This is a genomic window from Candidatus Corynebacterium faecigallinarum (genome assembly GCF_052264515.1).
GTDB lineage: Bacteria > Actinomycetota > Actinomycetes > Mycobacteriales > Mycobacteriaceae > Corynebacterium > Corynebacterium faecigallinarum.
Genome location: NZ_JBQQOC010000004.1, coordinates 149,616 through 165,758, shown reverse-complemented (window position 1 = coordinate 165,758; position 16,143 = coordinate 149,616). Strand labels below are relative to the sequence as shown.

The 16,143-nt window shown below is 66.5% G+C and carries 16 protein-coding genes; 10 read left to right on the top strand and 6 right to left on the bottom strand.

The window, feature by feature from the left end:
* Positions 1-116: 116 nt before the first annotated feature.
* The 4 genes from ACTXPP_RS03605 to guaD all read left to right on the top strand — a co-directional run bounded on the left by ACTXPP_RS03605 (position 117) and on the right by guaD (position 4,229).
* Complete coding sequence (locus tag ACTXPP_RS03605; RefSeq protein WP_301498843.1) at positions 117-689, top strand: 2-oxo-4-hydroxy-4-carboxy-5-ureidoimidazoline decarboxylase; 573 nt, start codon at positions 117-119, stop codon at positions 687-689.
* A complete protein-coding gene (uraH, locus tag ACTXPP_RS03600) occupies positions 686-1,042 on the top strand; it encodes a hydroxyisourate hydrolase (protein WP_301498841.1) in 357 nt (118 codons plus the stop codon). Before ACTXPP_RS03605 ends, uraH begins: the two co-directional genes overlap by 4 nt.
* A 167-nt stretch (positions 1,043-1,209) precedes the next feature.
* Positions 1,210-2,601 carry a nucleobase:cation symporter-2 family protein gene (locus tag ACTXPP_RS03595; protein ID WP_443340925.1) on the top strand — a complete coding sequence of 464 codons (1,392 nt, stop codon included), beginning with the start codon at positions 1,210-1,212 and terminating at the stop codon, positions 2,599-2,601.
* Positions 2,602-2,870: 269 nt separating this feature from the next.
* Entirely contained in the window at positions 2,871-4,229 is a 1,359-nt protein-coding gene (guaD, locus tag ACTXPP_RS03590; protein ID WP_443340923.1) for a guanine deaminase, read from the top strand.
* A gap of 61 nt (positions 4,230-4,290) precedes the next feature.
* On the opposite strand, the gene ACTXPP_RS03585 is transcribed toward guaD, so the two are convergent.
* Positions 4,291-5,094 carry a hypothetical protein gene (locus ACTXPP_RS03585; RefSeq protein ID WP_441583291.1) on the bottom strand — a complete coding sequence of 268 codons (804 nt, stop codon included), beginning with the start codon at positions 5,092-5,094 and terminating at the stop codon, positions 4,291-4,293.
* Positions 5,095-5,254: 160 nt separating this feature from the next.
* Here ACTXPP_RS03585 and ACTXPP_RS03580 point away from each other — a divergent pair, with 160 nt between their 5' ends.
* The gene (locus ACTXPP_RS03580) at positions 5,255-5,722 is read left to right on the top strand and encodes a pyridoxamine 5'-phosphate oxidase family protein (RefSeq protein WP_301498752.1); all 468 of its coding nucleotides are present in this window, start codon (positions 5,255-5,257) and stop codon (positions 5,720-5,722) included.
* Between the two features lie 28 nt (positions 5,723-5,750).
* Positions 5,751-6,815, top strand: a complete 1,065-nt coding sequence (locus ACTXPP_RS03575) for an MBL fold metallo-hydrolase (RefSeq protein ID WP_443340921.1) — start codon at positions 5,751-5,753, stop codon at positions 6,813-6,815.
* Between the two features lie 3 nt (positions 6,816-6,818).
* Here ACTXPP_RS03575 and ACTXPP_RS03570 read toward each other — a convergent pair whose 3' ends face one another.
* Positions 6,819-7,850, bottom strand: coding sequence for a hypothetical protein (locus ACTXPP_RS03570; protein WP_443340919.1), 1,032 nt, complete (start codon positions 7,848-7,850; stop codon positions 6,819-6,821).
* Between ACTXPP_RS03570 and ACTXPP_RS03565 the strand changes: the two genes are divergently transcribed.
* Positions 7,836-8,078: a CocE/NonD family hydrolase C-terminal non-catalytic domain-containing protein gene (locus tag ACTXPP_RS03565; RefSeq protein ID WP_301524765.1), complete on the top strand. Its 243-nt coding sequence runs from the start codon at positions 7,836-7,838 to the stop codon at positions 8,076-8,078. The two genes, ACTXPP_RS03570 and ACTXPP_RS03565, sit on opposite strands and share 15 nt — an antisense overlap.
* Here the strand turns inward: ACTXPP_RS03565 and ACTXPP_RS03560 are convergent.
* Positions 8,075-8,659 carry an NADPH-dependent FMN reductase gene (locus ACTXPP_RS03560; RefSeq protein WP_301496561.1) on the bottom strand — a complete coding sequence of 195 codons (585 nt, stop codon included), beginning with the start codon at positions 8,657-8,659 and terminating at the stop codon, positions 8,075-8,077. The two genes, ACTXPP_RS03565 and ACTXPP_RS03560, sit on opposite strands and share 4 nt — an antisense overlap.
* Before the next feature lie 55 nt (positions 8,660-8,714).
* Complete coding sequence (locus tag ACTXPP_RS03555; protein ID WP_441583292.1) at positions 8,715-10,826, bottom strand: PhoX family protein; 2,112 nt, start codon at positions 10,824-10,826, stop codon at positions 8,715-8,717.
* Between the two features lie 309 nt (positions 10,827-11,135).
* On the opposite strand from ACTXPP_RS03555, the gene ACTXPP_RS03550 reads away from it, so the two are divergent.
* From ACTXPP_RS03550 to ACTXPP_RS03540, 3 genes are all read left to right on the top strand, one after another.
* Positions 11,136-12,692: an MFS transporter gene (locus tag ACTXPP_RS03550; RefSeq protein WP_441583293.1), complete on the top strand. Its 1,557-nt coding sequence runs from the start codon at positions 11,136-11,138 to the stop codon at positions 12,690-12,692.
* On the top strand, positions 12,670-13,248 hold the full coding sequence (locus ACTXPP_RS03545; protein ID WP_367618727.1) for a TetR/AcrR family transcriptional regulator: 579 nt from the start codon (positions 12,670-12,672) through the stop codon (positions 13,246-13,248). Before ACTXPP_RS03550 ends, ACTXPP_RS03545 begins: the two co-directional genes overlap by 23 nt.
* Positions 13,249-13,509: 261 nt before the next feature.
* Positions 13,510-14,409 carry a thioredoxin domain-containing protein gene (locus tag ACTXPP_RS03540; RefSeq protein WP_301496566.1) on the top strand — a complete coding sequence of 300 codons (900 nt, stop codon included), beginning with the start codon at positions 13,510-13,512 and terminating at the stop codon, positions 14,407-14,409.
* 7 nt (positions 14,410-14,416) lie between these two features.
* Here ACTXPP_RS03540 and ACTXPP_RS03535 read toward each other — a convergent pair whose 3' ends face one another.
* The gene (locus ACTXPP_RS03535; RefSeq protein WP_301496568.1) at positions 14,417-15,496 is read right to left on the bottom strand and encodes a GTP-binding protein; all 1,080 of its coding nucleotides are present in this window, start codon (positions 15,494-15,496) and stop codon (positions 14,417-14,419) included.
* Positions 15,493-16,128 (bottom strand): metal ABC transporter ATP-binding protein, encoded by a 636-nt coding sequence (locus ACTXPP_RS03530; protein ID WP_301496570.1) that lies wholly within the window; start codon positions 16,126-16,128, stop codon positions 15,493-15,495. The genes ACTXPP_RS03535 and ACTXPP_RS03530 overlap by 4 nt, the downstream gene beginning before the upstream one ends.
* Positions 16,129-16,143: the final 15 nt, after the last annotated feature.

The window sequence follows — 16,143 nt, the reverse complement described above, 5'->3', positions numbered from 1 at the left end:
GGCTCGTCGAGGGAGAACCTCGGGTTGTTGTCGCTGAAAAGCGGGCCCCAGAGGTTTCGTTGCGGAGAAACCACGGGGTCACTAGCCAGAAACACCCCTCCACCACACTGAGGCCCATGACATCCTCAGTGACCTCAACCCCGGTCGGAGTGACGGTGACGCAGTTCAACGCCATGGAGGCGTCCGAACTTGTCGACCAGCTGACCGGACTCTTCGCCAGCCGCGACCTCGCCACCGCCGTGGCCGCCGCCCGCCCCATCGCCACCATCGACGCTCTCTGTGGTGCGGCATCCGTTCTGCTTCACGAGCAGGACGACGAGACCGTCCTCGAGTCCGTCAACGCCCACCCGCCGATCGGCGGAACGGTCGAGTCCGGCTCCCGCTCGGCAGCGGAACAGGCCACTGCCGCCGAGGACCAGGGTGAGAACGGTGAGATGACCTCCATCCGTAATCTGCAACCCGCCTACCGGGAGAAGTTCGGCTGGAACTTCCTCGTCCGGGCCGCAGGGAAGGACTCCCGGCAGATCCTCGACAACCTCGTCGTGCGCCTGGCCCACGAGCCCGAGGAGGAGTGGCCGTTCGTCCTCCGCCACCTCGACGCCATCAATCAACTGCGTCTGCGCGGATTCGTCACCGAGGACGACGGCACGGTGCGTGAGGCCAGCGGAGTCAGCGAGGTGACGACATGAGCCTGTCCACCCACGTCCTGAACACCACCACCGGTCTGCCCGCCGCCGGGCTGGCGTTCGCGCTGTTCAGCGCAGTCTCCAACGCAGCGTCCGACAGTACGTCCGACACGGCACCCGCCATCGAGACCGGTACCACCGACGCCGACGGCCGCTACCGCTTCACCACTCCGCTGGATCCCGGGACGTACCGGATCCGGTTCGCCACCGCCGACTACTTCGATGGCGCAGCGACGCTGTACCCGTACGTCGACATCACCTTCACCATCAGCGACGAGCGCGGCGGGGCCCATGGGCACCTGCACATCCCACTCCTGCTCTCGCCCTACGGATACTCGACCTACCAAGGGAGCTGACCGGCCATGACCACAGACAACACACCCACCCCAGAAGCATCGGAAACCGGAGACGCAACCTGCCCTCCGGAACCATCGGCGCCGTCGCCGCAGACGGCACCCACCCGGTCGACCAGCGACCACCGCTGTTCCGCACCTTCATCCTCAGACCACAGCATGTCCTGGCGATGTACGCCGGGGCGATCGCCGTGCCGCTCATCGTCGGCGGGGCGCTGGTCGCCGCCGGCGAGTTCGAGGCGGAGCACATGCACCACCTCATCGTCGCCGACCTTTTCGTCGCCGGTATCGCCTCAGTCATCCAGTCCCTCGGCTTCTGGCGATTCGGCTCCCGCCTGCCGCTGATCCAGGGCGTGTCCTTCGTCTCGGTCGCACCGATGATCGCCATCGGCTCGGAGCACGGCATCACCGCGATCTACGGTTCGGTCATCGCCACCGGTATCGTGATGATGCTGGTCGCACCGTTCTTCGCCAAGGTCGTGAAGTACTTCCCGCCGCTGGTCATCGGCACGATCATCACCGTCGTCGGACTGTCGCTGCTGGCCGTGGCGGCCGGTTGGCTGTTCAACCAGAATGGCCCGGAGAGTGAGCAGGGCACCGTCGAGAACTTCCTGCTCGCCCTGGTCACCCTCATCGCCGTGGTCTGCATCCACCGCTTCGCCCCGCTGGCCTGGAAGTCGATGGCGGTGCTGGGTGGCATCGTGATCGGTACAGTCATCGGCCTGGCTGTCGGTGCGTCCGACTTCTCCGCCGTGGGGGACGCCGACTGGTTCGGCGTGCCAGCACCGTTCCAGTTCGGCGTGCCGACCTTCGAGATCATCTCGATCCTCACCATGGTCCTCGTCGGCCTGGTCATCATGACCGAAACCGCGGGCGACATCGTCGCCGTCGGCGACATCACCGGACGCCGCGCCACCGGACGCACCCTCGCCGACGGCCTGCGTGCGGACGGACTGGCCACCATGCTCGGCGGCGTCTTCAACACCTTCCCGTACTCGGCCTTCGCCCAGAACGTCGGCCTGGTGTCGTTGTCCCGTGTCGCCAGCCGCTACGTGGTCACCGCCGCCGGCCTCATTCTCATCGTCCTCGGCCTGCTGCCGAAGGTCGGTGAGATCGCCACCGGTATCCCGCAGCCGGTGTTGGGCGGTATCGCATTGTTCGGCATGGTCGTGGCGTCCGGAATCAGGACGCTGTACACCGTGACCTGGAACGAAACCCGTGCATTGATCGTCGGTGTGTCCATCGCGCTGGCGATGCTGCCGACCGCGTTCGAGGGGATCTACGCGAACCTGCCGACCGAGTTGGAGATGATCCTGGACAGCGGCATCACCGTGGGTGCGGTGGCCGTCATCCTGTTGAACCTGCTGCTGAACCGTGAAGGGAACGGGCACTTGGCTGAGCCTGTGGCCACCGAGGCCGACAGCGGGGCCGACAGTGGCCGGGACGCCGCTGAGGCTGAGCTTGTCGCCGGTCTCGACGCCATGCAGACCGTCGAGGTCGAGGACGTGACCGCCCCTGAGGGTGCCACGGCGTCAGTGGCGGTGAGCGGGCCCCGCGTGTAACCGCACCACTCCGGCCGTCGCTGCCCCTGCCCCGTCGCTGCCCCTGCCCCTGCCCCGTCGCTGTCGCGGTCGCAGGCCAGGGACGGCCCCCTCAGCTCGGCCACCGCTTTTCTGCTTTTGCGCTGCATTTTCGGGACTATCGTGCCACGAAAAGGTCGAAAAGTACGCGCAAATGCAGTTCCAGGCCGTTGACTGGAGTCATCTGCCCCACGTATCCAGGAGCGTCCCCGACCCGTCCCTGACCACCCCACGAGGAGTACCACCCACCCATGACCGAGCAGCCCGGCCCGCGCGACACCGGGTCGACCGGAACGACCGGGTCCACCGGCACGACCGGAACGACCATCGTCCTCGGGCACGTCGTCACCCCGGCGTCGCAGACCTCGTCACAGACCCCGGGCCCGACCCACCTCGACATCCCGGACGGTGCCGTCGCCTACGCCGGGGGCACCATCCAGGCGGTCGGCGCCGCCGACGACGTCCGTGCGTCCTATCCGGACGCCGCCATCGTCGACGAGGGTGACCGGCTGATCGTGCCGGGGTTCGTGGACGCGCACGTCCACTTCCCGCAGGTGGACATGATCGCCTCACCAGGGCTCGAGCTGCTCGACTGGCTCGAGAACTACACTTTCCCCACCGAGGCCCGGTTCGCCGACGCCGCCCACGCCGACGCCACCGCGGATTTCTTCACCGACCAGCTCATCGCCAATGGTGTGACCACCGCCTGCGTCTACTCCACGGTCCACCCGGAAAGCGTGGAGGCATTGTTCCGCCGGGCTCTCGAGAATAACCTGCGGATCATCTCCGGCAAGGTCTGTATGGACCGTAATGCGCCCGAGGCGCTGCTCGACACCCCGGATTCCGCCGTCGCCGACAGCGTCGACCTGCTGGAACGCTGGCACCAGGTGGGGCGGTTGGAGTACGCGATCACCCCGCGTTTCGCCCCGACATCGTCGGACGCCCAGTTGGCCGCCCTCGGTGAGATGGCGACCGCATATCCGGACGTGCTGATCCAGACGCATCTCGCGGAGAACACCGGCGAGATCGCCTGGGTCGGCGACCTGTTTCCGGATGCTGTGGACTACACCGACGTCTACGACCGCGCCGGGCTGGTCCGTCGGCGCAGCGTCTTCGGGCATGCGGTCCACCTGAGCGAGCGCGAGCTCACTCGGCTGGCTGCCGCGGAGGCCTCCATCGCGCACTGCCCGACATCCAACTTCTTTCTCGGTTCGGGAATGTTCAGCCTCGCCCGGGCGCAGGGACTCAGTGGCCTCCGTATCGGACTGGGATCGGACGTCGGCGCCGGAACCAGCCTGTCGCCGCTGGTCACGCTCAACGAGGCGTACAAGGTCTCACGGATGCTGGGTACGCCGATGGATGTTCCGGCACTGCTGCGCCTGGCGACGCTGGGTGGTGCCGAGGCATTGGGAGTGGACGCCACGGTCGGTTCGTTGGAGCCCGGCAAGGACGCCGACCTCGTGGTGCTCGACGCCCACGCGGACGCGAACTCGGCGGTGCTGAAGCGACGGGCGGACAACGCGGTCAACACCGGGGAGCTGCTGTTCGCCCTGATGATCCTGGGCGACGAGCGTGCGGTGACCCGTACCGTCGTCGCCGGGGATGGCTGAGCCGCGCCAGCCGCGCCAGCCGCGCCAGCCGCGTCAGTCGCGTCAGTCGCGTCTACTTTGACTAGCCCTCCAGGGCTGCGTCCAGCGCGATCTCGAGCACATCGGCCTGCGGCAGATTGGCCTGGGCGGTGTCCTCACTGACCGCCAGGGACACATTGCCGAACCCGCGGTCCTGGTACCACTGCGAGCCGTCACGGGCGTCGGCCACGTTGTCGTCGTGCGCGCCGACGACCCAGCTCAACGGCAAGGTGTCGCTCTTGTCCCGGGGGTACGGGTGCCGGGGTGCTTCGAGTGTGACGGGGGCGGCGCCGCCGGCCATCATCACCGCACCGGAGGTGACCAGGGGAGACAGGTGGGTGAGGACGCCACGACTGAGCATGTCCGCCCCTCCGGCGTACCCGGACCACCAGACGTTCTCCGCATCGACATTGCGCCGGGAGAGGACGTCGTCCTGCATGAACGCGGACAACCAGGCGACATTCTCGCCCAGGTTCCGCCACCAGGTCCACCCGTTTCCCTGGTCGGGGGTCTGTGGGGCGACCAGCAGCATATTGCGGTCGCGGGCGACCCGGGCCAGGGAGTTCAGTGTGCCCTCGGGGTCCTCCGGGCCGACGAACTCGCCAGCGCCGTCGCCGTGCAGGTGGACCAGGGCGCCGACCGGACGGGACGCATCGACCCCGCAGGAGTAGATGTGGAAGATGCTCTCGCGGTCCCGGTGGCTGAAGGTGCCGGTGATCGGGTCGCAGGCCTGGATGTCCTCGGAGCTGCGTGTCGTGGCGACGACCAGCAGGGACACACTGAGTACAGCCAGCATCGTGGCGGTGATGGCGATGGGCCATGCTCGGCGAAGTCTGCTCTGCGACACAGCTGAATAGTAACTGGAATGAGCGTCACTTTTTGGAAGAAAAGCTCTTGTCGTGGAAATTGCCAGCAATGCCTAGGCGGATATATATGTTGGAACATATGTGTTCAACAAGACAGCACTGATCAATGCGCCGGAGCCGGAACCGGAGAACAATGGAGTCATGAGCGAAAACACCACCGACAGCAACGACACCAACGACGCAGACATCACCCTCGTGAACGACAAGGACGCCCTGGACCTGATGGGCACCACCAGCCTGGGTCGACTGGTCGTCCGCCGTAGCGACGACATGGACCTCTTCCCGCTGAACTTCGTGGTCAGTGACGGCAAGATCTACTTCCGCACCGCGGAGGGCACGAAGCTGTTCACCCTCGCCGAGATCGACGCGAAGGTCCTCTTCGAGGCCGACCACGTCGACGCCGATGCCGAGGGCAACCCGGCCCATGCCTGGTCCGTCATCGTCAAGGGCACCGCCCGTCTCCTCACCGGCTCAGACGAGATCCACGACGCGGAGAGCCTGCCGCTGAAGCCCTGGCTGCCGACGCTGAAGTACAACTTCGTGGAGATCACCCCGACCGAGGTCTCCGGGCGACGTTTCGACCTCGGCGAGGAGCCGGAGCGCTACTAACGGGGACACCCGGGTACCCTGACAACACATGGTCGTAGCCCCGAACTCCTCAGGCATCACCCCGGCCTTCCGCAGCCAGTACACCGCTGCGGTCAGGGGTAAGCTGTCCGCGCCGGCGCGAATCAGCAGCACCGACGGTGAACTGTGGATGCGTGCGGTACCGATGCCGGGCGCCGGGGTGATGTCCAGCGTGATGTCGGTCGTCCACCTGGGACAGGACGGGGTCACCATCATCGACCCGGGGTGGGCGGGCAGTAAGGCGCAGGACGCCGAGGGGAACGTCCTGCGTCCCCTCGATGATTTCCTGCGCGAGCGTGGTCGGCGACTCGAGCAGGTCACCGACATCATCGTCACCCACGCCCACCCGGACCACATCGGTGGTGCGGCGGTCCTGCTGAAAGCCACCAGTGCGACCTACCACCTCGGGGCGGTGGAGCAGCGCACGCTGGACGCCGCCCGTACCGGCACCAGTGTCGACGAGTACGCCGTGGATGAGGCGCGGGCCCGCGAGATCGGGGCACCGGACGGTGTCCTGTCGGCGCACCCCTTCCGGACACCGAAAGCGGAACTGCCGGCATTCATCCCACGGCAGCGTCCGGACGCCCTCGTGGCGGACGGCGACACGGTCAGGCCGGACACGGACATCGCGCTGCGGGCCGTGCTGACGCCCGGGCACACCCCGGGTCACCTCGCCTTCGCCGACGACAACCGGCGCATCCTCTTCGCCGCCGACCACATCCTGCCGGAGATCTTCCCGGGCATCGGCCTGGGGGTCGGCAACCTGGGCGGCAACCCGGTGAAGGACTACCTGGCGGCGGTCGAGCGGCTGGCGGAGTTCGACGACTACACCGTGGTCCCGGGCCACGGCTACGCCTTCACCGGCCTTGCCGCCAGGCGTGCGGAGACCCGCGAGCACGTCATGGAGCGTGCCCGTGAGGTGCAGAAGGTGCTCGACTGGAACCCGGAGCTGTCGGTGTGGCGGTTGGCGTCCCGGCTGACCTGGAGCGGCGGATGGGAGGAGTTGTCCTCCTCGCCGATGGTGTGGTCGGCGCTGCGGCAGACCATGATGTACCGCGACCTCGTTCTGGGCTGATACTCAGTATCGCGGTGCCTGCGGGTACCACGCTTCGCCGTCGACGTGACGTCCGACGTTGCCGACCTCCTGATGCTGGAAGGCGGTGAAGGAGTCGAAGAAGTCCGGCCAGTTCTCCCTGGTGATGTCGGTGGCGATGCGGTTGGCCACCCGGGTCAGTCCGGCGTAGATGCCGGACAGCTGGTTGCCGGCCACACCGTGGGACGCGCGCGCGCCGGTGGACAGGTGGAAGAGCTTCGGGATGTAGGACGCCGCCTCCGCGGAGGCCGTGCCCTTCGCCTGGAACTGGAAGCCGTCACCGAGGTACGGGCACTGTCCCATCGGGTGCTCGGCGGCGGGGCCGAACTCCTCGGACCACAGGGCGATGTCGCCGAGGAACTCGTCGAGTTCGGGGCGCAGCCCCAGGTCCACGGCATAGCTGGTCGCCGAGATCACGTAGTCGCCGACATGCTCCACACCGTGCTCGTCGGTGATCACGACTTCTGCAGCGCCAGCACCAGTACCAGCGCCAGCACTGGCGCTACCGCCACCCCGCATCTCGGCGGCGGACCACCGGGTGTCGGTGAGCATGGTGAAATTGGCGTGGTTGAATGCGCGCCACACCGAGGCCTGCGTCGGCGGCTGGGGAAGACCGCCGTTGAATAGGGAGAACTCCCACTTCTGTTCGTCGGTGAGGTCGTAGTAGTGCTCCTGCATGCCCGGAAACTCCATCCAGCGCAGTGAGTTCTGGCGCGGGATGTCGGGCCGTCGCACGTGCATTTCCACGCTCGCCGCGCCAGCTTCAAGTGCTGCGGAGGCGTTGTCGAAACCGGAGGCACCGCCACCGAGCACGATCACCCGACGCCCCTGGAGTACGGAGAAGTCGATGTCGTCCTCGGTGTGGGCCCGCAGTTCGGCAGGCAACTGCTGCACCAGAGGGGGAAGGAAGATCCCGCCGCCGCCCTTCAGACCCAGGGCGAAGACGATGCGGCGGGCACGGTAGACGACCGGTCCACCAATGTCACCGAGACCTTCCGGCGGGTGATCGGTGAGCATGAGGCGGTCGAGCTGGAGTTGCTGGACACCGCCCATGTTTTCGCGGCCGGTCACCGGATCAGGCTCACCGTCGCCGGCGGCTGGTTCCCCTTCTACTCACGCAATCCCGGTACCGGGGAGAATCCGCTGACCGCGGAGACCCTCCACCCGAACCGACACACGGTGACGTTCGGGGAGGGGACGGCGCTGGTTCTGCCGACTCTGCCGACTCCGCCGACGGAGGCTTAGACCTCGACGGAGACGGACTCGGCAGCCTCGGCGACCGCGGTGCCCAGGGCGACGAGGGCCTCGGTGTGCTGCTCGGAGGGGGTGAAGACGAAGTCGGGGAAGGCCTCTGCGAAGGGCAGCAGGACGTCCTCACCGACGAGCTTCATGCCGAGGAAGGTGACCACGGTGTGCCAGTGGGAGATGGCGGAGGACGCACCGGTGACACCCCAGCCGATGAAGCCGACCGGCTTCTCGGTCCACTCGGCGAAGAGGGAGTCCACGGCGTTCTTCATCACGCCGGGGACCGAACCGTTGTACTCACCGGTGGCGAAGAGGAAGCCGTCGAAGCTGCCGACCTTCTCGGACCAGGCGGCGAGCTCGGGCTCCTCGTAGGCCCCCTCGTGCATGCGCGGCGGGGTGGCGGAGGTGAACTTGCCGAGATTCTGCTCGGCGAGGTCCAGGACCTCAACGTCGGCGTCGATGCCGGCGGCCTTCAGGGTCTGGACGGCCCACTCGGCGACCTTGATGGAGTTGCGGCCTTCGCGGACGGTGCCGGCGAAGACGGCGATGCGGGGGCGGGAGTTGATGGTCTCAGAAGTCATGGGAGCCTACTCTATTCCCAATCTAGTTGATGTGTCAATCATGGAGGTCGATGATCTATTCTCCGATGGCTCCACCGGCGAAGTTGTCGCGCCAGGCGACAACGGTGGACGGGCGCGCCAGGGAGTCCCCACCGTCCGGCCAGTGCGAGGACGTGGATTCGGTGGTGGCCTCCTCGTCCTCGCCCGGGTGCTGCACATTGACCAGGACCCGGTTCTCGGTGATGACCGGACCGCAGGTCTCCGCACCGGCCGGGACCGTGAGGAACTGTTTGGTCAGCCCCCGGGTCTCACCCTCCAGGGAGACGGCGAACAGGCCGTCATTGGACTCCAGCGCATTGCCGTCCGTGGAGACCCACAGGTTGCCGAACGTGTCGAAGGCCAGGTTGTCCGGGCAGGAGATCGGGGAGACGCTCGACTTGTCGAAGCCGCCGAAGTAGGTTTCAGCGGTCTCAGGATCGCCGCACACCAGCAGCAGATTCCACGTGAAGTCCTCCCCGGCGTGGTTGTCGTCCATCTCCAGGACGTAGCCGTTCTTGTTCTCCTTGACCGGCGCGTATTCGGTGGTCTCCTCATCGTCCTCGCCCGGGCGGGCGGCACCGCGGTACTGGTTGTTGGTGAGCGCGGCGTAGACCTTGCCGGTCTCCGGGTGGGGCTCGACGTCCTCGGGACGGTCCATCTTCGTCGCCCCGACCTTGTCGCCGGCGAGTCGGGTGAAGATGAAGACCTCCTCGCCGCTCATGCCGTCGACGTGGGACTCCGCCGAGCCGTCCGCGTGGGCGGTGGCCAGCTTGACCCACCTCCCGGTGCCGTCGAAGGCACCGTCCTCCGGCAGGGTGTTCTCCGTGAAATCATCGGAGTTGCCCTCGTAGACCGCGACGTAGAGGGTTCCCTCGTCCAGTGCCTTCATGTTCTCGGCGCGGGCCGTCGCGTCAGTGGGGCCGGAACCTTCGGTGTACTTCCTGGAGGAGACGAACTTGTAGATGTACTCGAACCGGGAGTCGTCACCGGAGTAGGAGACGATGGTGTTGTCGTCGGTGATGTGTACCGCGGCGGCCTCGTGCTTGAAGCGACCCAGGGCGGTGTGCTTCACCGGGGTGGAGTCCGGGTCCCACGGGTCGATCTCGACGACCCAGTTGAAACGGTGTGCCTCATGGGGCTCCTTGGTGATGTCGAAGCGGTCGTCGAACTGCTCCCATTTGCGTGCGGTGTCCTCGTCCTCCATGCCGTAGCGGGAGAACCGGTCTTTCGCCTCGTCGCCCCTGGCCTTCCCGCCGCCGGCGAAGTACTGGTCCACGTTCTCCTCGCCGGAGAGGATGGTGCCCCACGGTGTCACGCTGCCGGCACAGTTGTTGAACGTGCCGTGGACCCTGGTGCCGGTGGGATCCGCGGAGGTCTTCAACAGGTCGTCCCCGGCCACCGGCCCGGTGACCAGGAACTCCGTCTCGCCGTGGATACGGCGGTTGTACTTGCCGACGACCGGGGCGAGGCGACCGTCGGCGTCATTGCCTTCGACCTCGACGATGGAGAGGCCGTGGTTGGCGATCTCGATGCGGACCTGTTCCTCGGTGGGGTTGTCCGCGTCGTAGCCGGGGAACATCTGCTGTGGGGTGGTGTATTCGTGGCTGGAGACCAGGAGGAAGCGGTTGTCCTCACCGTCGATGGGCAGCAGCTCACCGAAGTCGCAGTTGTAGCCGAACTGCTTCTCGGCGTCCTCGGGGGTTTGGTTGTCGACCGACCATTCCCCGGCGCCGGCTTCCACGGTGTCTCCCCAGCGGATCACGATGTCGCTGCTGTAGCCCTTCGGCACGGTGACGGCATCCTCGGTGTTGGGTGCGACCATCTCGAAGCGCAGGCCGGACGGTGCCTCGGCTGCTGCGCCGCCACCTCCCGAGGATGCGGTGGTGGAGGACGCCGCGGTCGTCCCACTGTCCGACCCGCAGGCGGCAAGCAGGCTACCGCCACCGACGACGACAGCTGCGCTGCCGGCCCCGCGCAGCAGGGCCCGACGGTCGAACTCCTTGCGCACGATGTCACGGAAGTAGGGGTTGTCGGAGGTGTTCGGGACCGGCTTCGCGCAGGCGTCGCCGCATTTGTACACGCAGGTGCGGTGGGAACGGCTCGAGGTGAAGTTGAGCTTGGCGAGCAGGTTCTGGCCGAGTAGTGCCACGGGTGTCTTCTCCGGTTTGTCGGTCGGGGAGCCGCAGGAGTCAGCTGCGGCGATCAGTCGGTGACTGACCGTACTGCGGTGGAATGACGTCCCGTCGACGGAGAAGTGACCGCAGGGCGACGAGGCGGTGGACGGAACGTGAACTCGGCTGACCAGGTGAGAAGGGCCACACGAAGTTGATAACTGTACCGAACGTCCGTTACAGTTACGCGGGTCAGGTGCGGCAGATCGAACAGGTCTGGACCGCGCCGTGAATAAACCCGGCAGAGATCCCAGTAGTAATCCCGGAAGAAGTCCCAGGGGGAAACAATGAGCCACACAACCGTGACCCCGTCCGGCCGTCCCGACCGCCGCGATGAGACCGGCACCGTCGGTACAACATCCGCAGGCGGTCCGACGACCGCTGCCCAGCGTTGGAGCTTCCTCGGCATCATCAGCCTCGGACTGTTCCTCGTGGGGGCGGACAACTCCATCCTCTACACGGCGCTGCCTGTCCTGCGCGATGAGTTGCACACCACCGGGCTGCAGGGACTGTGGATCATCAACGCCTACCCGCTGGTGCTGGTCGGTCTGCTGCTGGGGACCGGCACGCTCGGGGACAAGATCGGCCACCGGGTGATGTTCCTCTCCGGGGTCACGATCTTCGGTCTCGGTTCGCTGCTTGCCGCATTCTCACCGAACGCCTGGGTGCTCATCGGTGCCCGTGCCGCACTCGGCGTCGGCGCGGCCACCATGTTGCCGGCCACCCTCGCGTTGATCCGCCAGACCTTCACCGATGTGCGTGAGCGCAACACCGCCATCGGCCTGTGGGGTTCGGTCGCGGTCGTCGGTGCAGCCTCCGGCCCGGTGCTCGGTGGCTTCCTGCTCGAGCACTTCTACTGGGGCACGGTCTTCCTGATCAACGTGCCGGTCGCCCTCGTCATCGTCATCGCCACCGTCCGTTACGCTCCGGCGAACCAGGCGGACAGGTCGCGGCACTGGGACGTCATCTCCTCGCTGTGGGCGATGGTGATGATGGTCGGCGCGGTCATGGCCATCAAGGAGACCGCCAACTCCGAACGGAATACGACGATCATCCTGGTGGCCGTCGTCGCGATGGTCGTCGGTGGTGCACTGTTCGCCCACCGTCAGGGGCTGCTGCGACGCCGTGGGCTGCAGCCGCTGCTGGAGTTCGGCATCTTCCGTAACCGCATGTTCCTGGGTGGCACACTGGCCGCCGCCTTCGCCATGTTCGTACTCTCGGGTGTCGAGCTGATGACCACTCAGCGTTACCAGACCGCCGGCGGTTTCAGCCCCCTGGAAGCCGGTCTCCTGGTTGCTTCGGCGGCGGTCCCGGCGATCCCGGCGTCCATCCTCGGTGGGGCGAACCTGCACCGTCTCGGTTTCCGCACCCTGATCAGCGGCGGTTTCAGCATGCTGGCGCTCGGTATCGTCATCGCCCTGTGGGCGGTCCCGTCCCAGCCGTTGTGGACGCTGGTCTGCGGTTTGGCCCTGGTCGGCATCGGTGCCGGCATGGTGATGTCGGTGTCGTCCTCGGCGATCATCGGCTCGGCGCCGGTCAGCAAGGCCGGGATGGCGTCCTCGGTGGAGGCGATCTCCTATGAGTTCGGCACATTGGTGTCCGTGGCGGTCCTCGGCAGTCTGATGCCCATGTTCTACGCGATGAACGCGCCGGACGCGGTGGCCCATGATGTCGACCACGGGGTGGATCATGCGCAGTACGGTGCTGCTGCTGTGGAGGCCTATGACACCGCCTACCTGCTGGTGATCCTCATTGCCGGTATAGTGGCCGTGCTCGCGGCCGTGATCACGGCCCGTTGTTTCCGGGGGAACCCGAAGGAGGCTGAGTACTCTGCGCACGAGTAAGAAGGACGTCATCCTGCGCGCCGCCGTCGATCTGGTCGACAGTGGCGGGCTTGAGGCGGTGACCTATGAGTCGCTGGCGGAAGCGTCCGGCATGTCGAAGTCGGGGTTGATCTACCACTTTCCCTCGCGTCAGGACCTGATGCTGGGGGTGCACGGGTACATGGCCGAGGAGTGGGAGCGGGAGCTTGTCGACGCTGCCGGCGGTCGGGCGGACGAGGTGGACGCCGCGACCCGGCTGCGGGCGATCGTGATCACGATGAGCCGCTCGGCGACGCGGGCGGAGCTGGTGATGCAAGTTGACGCGATGACCCACCAGGAGTTCAACGTGCCGTGGCAGGACGTCGACCGCCGGTGGATGCCCTCGGCGGAGGGCATCGTCGGGGACGGTGAGGACGGTGAGGACGCAGCGGTCGCCCGTGCAGCCTACCTGGTGCAGATTGCCGCTGACGGCATGTGGCTGCACGACAAGGTGCATGAGGGGGCGCTGACTCCGGCGCAGCGTACAGCACTGACCGACGCGATCCTGGCGATGATCCCGGAGGGGCCGGTGCGGTAGCCACACCAGGATGGTGAAGGTGAGGCGGACCGGGGCGGACGGTTACGGTGGGAGAGGATGGAGCACTTGCGCGGACACGAGCACAGTCATGATCATGATTCCTGCACGCCGGATCTCGACCGCGACCTTGTCGTCGCAGGGATACGTGACCCGGGACATGCACGAGAACACCACGGTGCTGACGTAGGCGCCCCAGGGAAGGCCGAAGGGTGGGCTGGCGACACAACGTCGATGGTCGGGCCGACCAGCACAGTTGAGCCCGTGTTCACTCTCACACCACTGAATCTGCAGGCCGGGGTCATCGACCGTTCGCAGCAGGTACCGGTGGTGGTGCTCATCGGTTCGCCAGTCGCCCCGGGGATGTCCGCGGTGAGGCGTGAACTCGCCACGCTTGCCACTGCCGCGAACCTGCGGTGGATCCTCGCTGTCGGGGATGTGGACCGCCACCCACGACTGGTCGGTGCGTTCCGCCCCGAAAGTCTTCCGACGGTGACGGTCATCGCCGGAGGCGCGGGTGTGGCGACATGGACACCGGCGGATGCCACGGGCAGCGCAGGAGGCGACGGTGTTGCCTGTGGCGACTTCGTCGAGCAGGTCGTCTCCACTGTCGAGGGGTGCCTCGATGGTCTACCGGAGGACGTGGTCGTCGGTGACGGTGGCATGAGCGAAGCCCGTGACGCGTGCATGGGTCCGGTGCCGCCTGACGATCCTCGGATTCGGGGCGCTGCAGTTCTGGTGGGTGAGGGAGAACCCGCTGCCGCCCTGGCGCTGTACGACGAGATGCTCGCCGAACAACCGGACCCGATGACACTGGCGACGCTTCGTCGCGCCCGTGCCGCCGTCGGTGTGTTGGAACGGGTCGGTCATCTCGACCGTGCTGCTGTGACGGCTGCACTTGTCGACGTGCGTTCGGCGCCCGATGTCGATCTTGACACCTTGCTTCGCGGGGCCGATGTGCTGGTGCTGTTCGACAGGCCCGGGGAGGCGGTCGACCTGTTGTCCGGGTACCTGGGGCACCTGGTTGCGTCAGATCGCGACCTGGACCGGGCATCGCAACTCGAGCTGGTGCGCCAGCGCATACTGGAGTTCATCAACCTGCTGGAGCAGGACGCTCCGGCGGTTGCGCGCGCACGTCGTCGTATCGCCGACGCGGTGTTCTGAGGGGTACCTACTGCACCAGACCATGGGCCTCGGCGTCTGTGATCATGGCGTCGTCGAGCTTCGCCAGTAGTGTCGGTCCGTCCATCTTCACCCCGATGAGGACGATCTCGTTTCCAGGTTCCAGTCCGGTGGCCTGCCAGGTCGAGGCGGGTCGGATGGACAGATCCGGTCCAGCCTGGTGCCACACCTGGGCATACTCCAGTCTGTCGGCGATCCAGCAGTACCCCTTGGACCGGACGAGGCCCCGTGTGGACCGGAGTGCCTCGAGGAGACGGCCACGGTGCAGTGGCCGTGCCCCGCGGAAGAGCACCGAGCTGATCCCGTACTCCTCGGTCTCTGGCGTGTGAGGATTGGCCAGTTCCTCGGTGTACCCCTCGTAGGATCGGGCGGTCGCTTCGCTGAACAGGCGCGCGCCCAGAATGTCCTCGATCACGCTTCTGCCATGCGCCCGTCCATTGACCATGATGTCGACCGATGCCCGCGGATTCAACCGTTTGACCAGACTGATGGTTGTGGCGAGCCGGTCGGCTGTGACCAGATCGGTCTTGGTGACGTAGATCCGGTCGGCGAACTCCACCTGGTCGACAAGCAGATCAGCCACGGTGCGTTCGTCGTCCATGGTGGCGCCACGGTCGGCGTCGGCGAGACGGCGGCGGGCGCCGATCTGGTCGAGGAACTGCACGGCGTCGACCAGGGTGACCATGGTGTCGATCGGCGCGAGGTCGGCGAGTCGGGTGTCGTCGTCCCACCGCCACTCGAATGTCGCGGCCACGGGCATTGGTTCGGAGATGCCGGTGGACTCGATCAGAATGTGACCGTAGAGATCGCTCCGCGCCAGACTTCCGACGGAGTCTACGAGGTCCTGCCGCAAGGTGCAGCAGATGCAGCCGTTGGTCAGTTCCACAAAACGGTCCTCACCACGGGTGAGATTTCCCTCGCCGGCGATGAGTGCTGCATCGATGTTGATTTCGGAGAAATCGTTGACGATGACGGCGATGCGCCTACCGTCCCGATTCGACAGGATGTCGTTGAGCAGGGTGGTCTTTCCGGATCCGAGGAATCCGGACAGGATGGTTACCGGGGTCATGCGGCGATCCTTCCGCGGTCGAGGTTGATGATCTGGTCGGCACTCTCGGCCTGGGACCGGTGGTGCGTGGCGATGACGACCGACGTCCCGGCGACCTTCTCCTCGTGCACGGCACGGTCGATGAGCGTGACGGTGTGCGAGTCCACGGCGGAGAGGGGTTCGTCGAGTAGAAGCAGCGGCGCCTCCTGGGCGAGCCCCTGGGCGATCAGCGTGCGTTGGCGTTGCCCGCCGGAGAGGTCCCCGAGGGTGCGGTCGGCGAGGTCGATGATGTTCATCCGTTCCAGAGACTTCTCGACGATCGCCCGGTCACGCGGGGACAGGGGGCGCATCAGCCGCCAGCGGCCTGTCCTCCATCTGCCCATGGAGACGACACTTCGCACGGTGACCGGGAAAAGGTCGGGCACTGCGGAGTGCTGTGGCACCAGGCCGACGTTGACGGGGGTGTTGCTCACGGTGCCCGCGGAGGGGCGCAGTGTGCCGGCGAGGAGGCCGAGGACGGTCGATTTTCCTGAGCCGTTTCCGCCGGTCAGGGCGGTGGTGCTGGCAGGTGGCAGAGACAGGGTGATGTGGTCGAGGGACTGGATGTTCCCGTAGTGGTGGGAAACGTCGGTCAGGTGTACCGGTTCACGCATGTAGTTCATAGTAAT

Bases quoted from the DNA above. Each gene is read 5' to 3' on its own strand.
- ACTXPP_RS03605 (WP_301498843.1), top strand. From the start codon at position 117: ATGACATCCTCAGTGACCTCAACCCCGGTCGGAGTGACGGTGACGCAG.
- uraH (WP_301498841.1), top strand. From the start codon at position 686: ATGAGCCTGTCCACCCACGTCCTGAACACCACCACCGGTCTGCCCGCC.
- ACTXPP_RS03595 (WP_443340925.1), top strand. From the start codon at position 1,210: ATGTACGCCGGGGCGATCGCCGTGCCGCTCATCGTCGGCGGGGCGCTG.
- guaD (WP_443340923.1), top strand. From the start codon at position 2,871: ATGACCGAGCAGCCCGGCCCGCGCGACACCGGGTCGACCGGAACGACC.
- ACTXPP_RS03580 (WP_301498752.1), top strand. From the start codon at position 5,255: ATGAGCGAAAACACCACCGACAGCAACGACACCAACGACGCAGACATC.
- ACTXPP_RS03575 (WP_443340921.1), top strand. From the start codon at position 5,751: ATGGTCGTAGCCCCGAACTCCTCAGGCATCACCCCGGCCTTCCGCAGC.
- ACTXPP_RS03570 (WP_443340919.1), bottom strand. From the start codon at position 7,850: ATGCTCACCGATCACCCGCCGGAAGGTCTCGGTGACATTGGTGGACCG.
- ACTXPP_RS03560 (WP_301496561.1), bottom strand. From the start codon at position 8,659: ATGACTTCTGAGACCATCAACTCCCGCCCCCGCATCGCCGTCTTCGCC.
- ACTXPP_RS03550 (WP_441583293.1), top strand. From the start codon at position 11,136: ATGAGCCACACAACCGTGACCCCGTCCGGCCGTCCCGACCGCCGCGAT.
- ACTXPP_RS03535 (WP_301496568.1), bottom strand. From the start codon at position 15,496: ATGACCCCGGTAACCATCCTGTCCGGATTCCTCGGATCCGGAAAGACC.
- ACTXPP_RS03530 (WP_301496570.1), bottom strand. From the start codon at position 16,128: ATGCGTGAACCGGTACACCTGACCGACGTTTCCCACCACTACGGGAAC.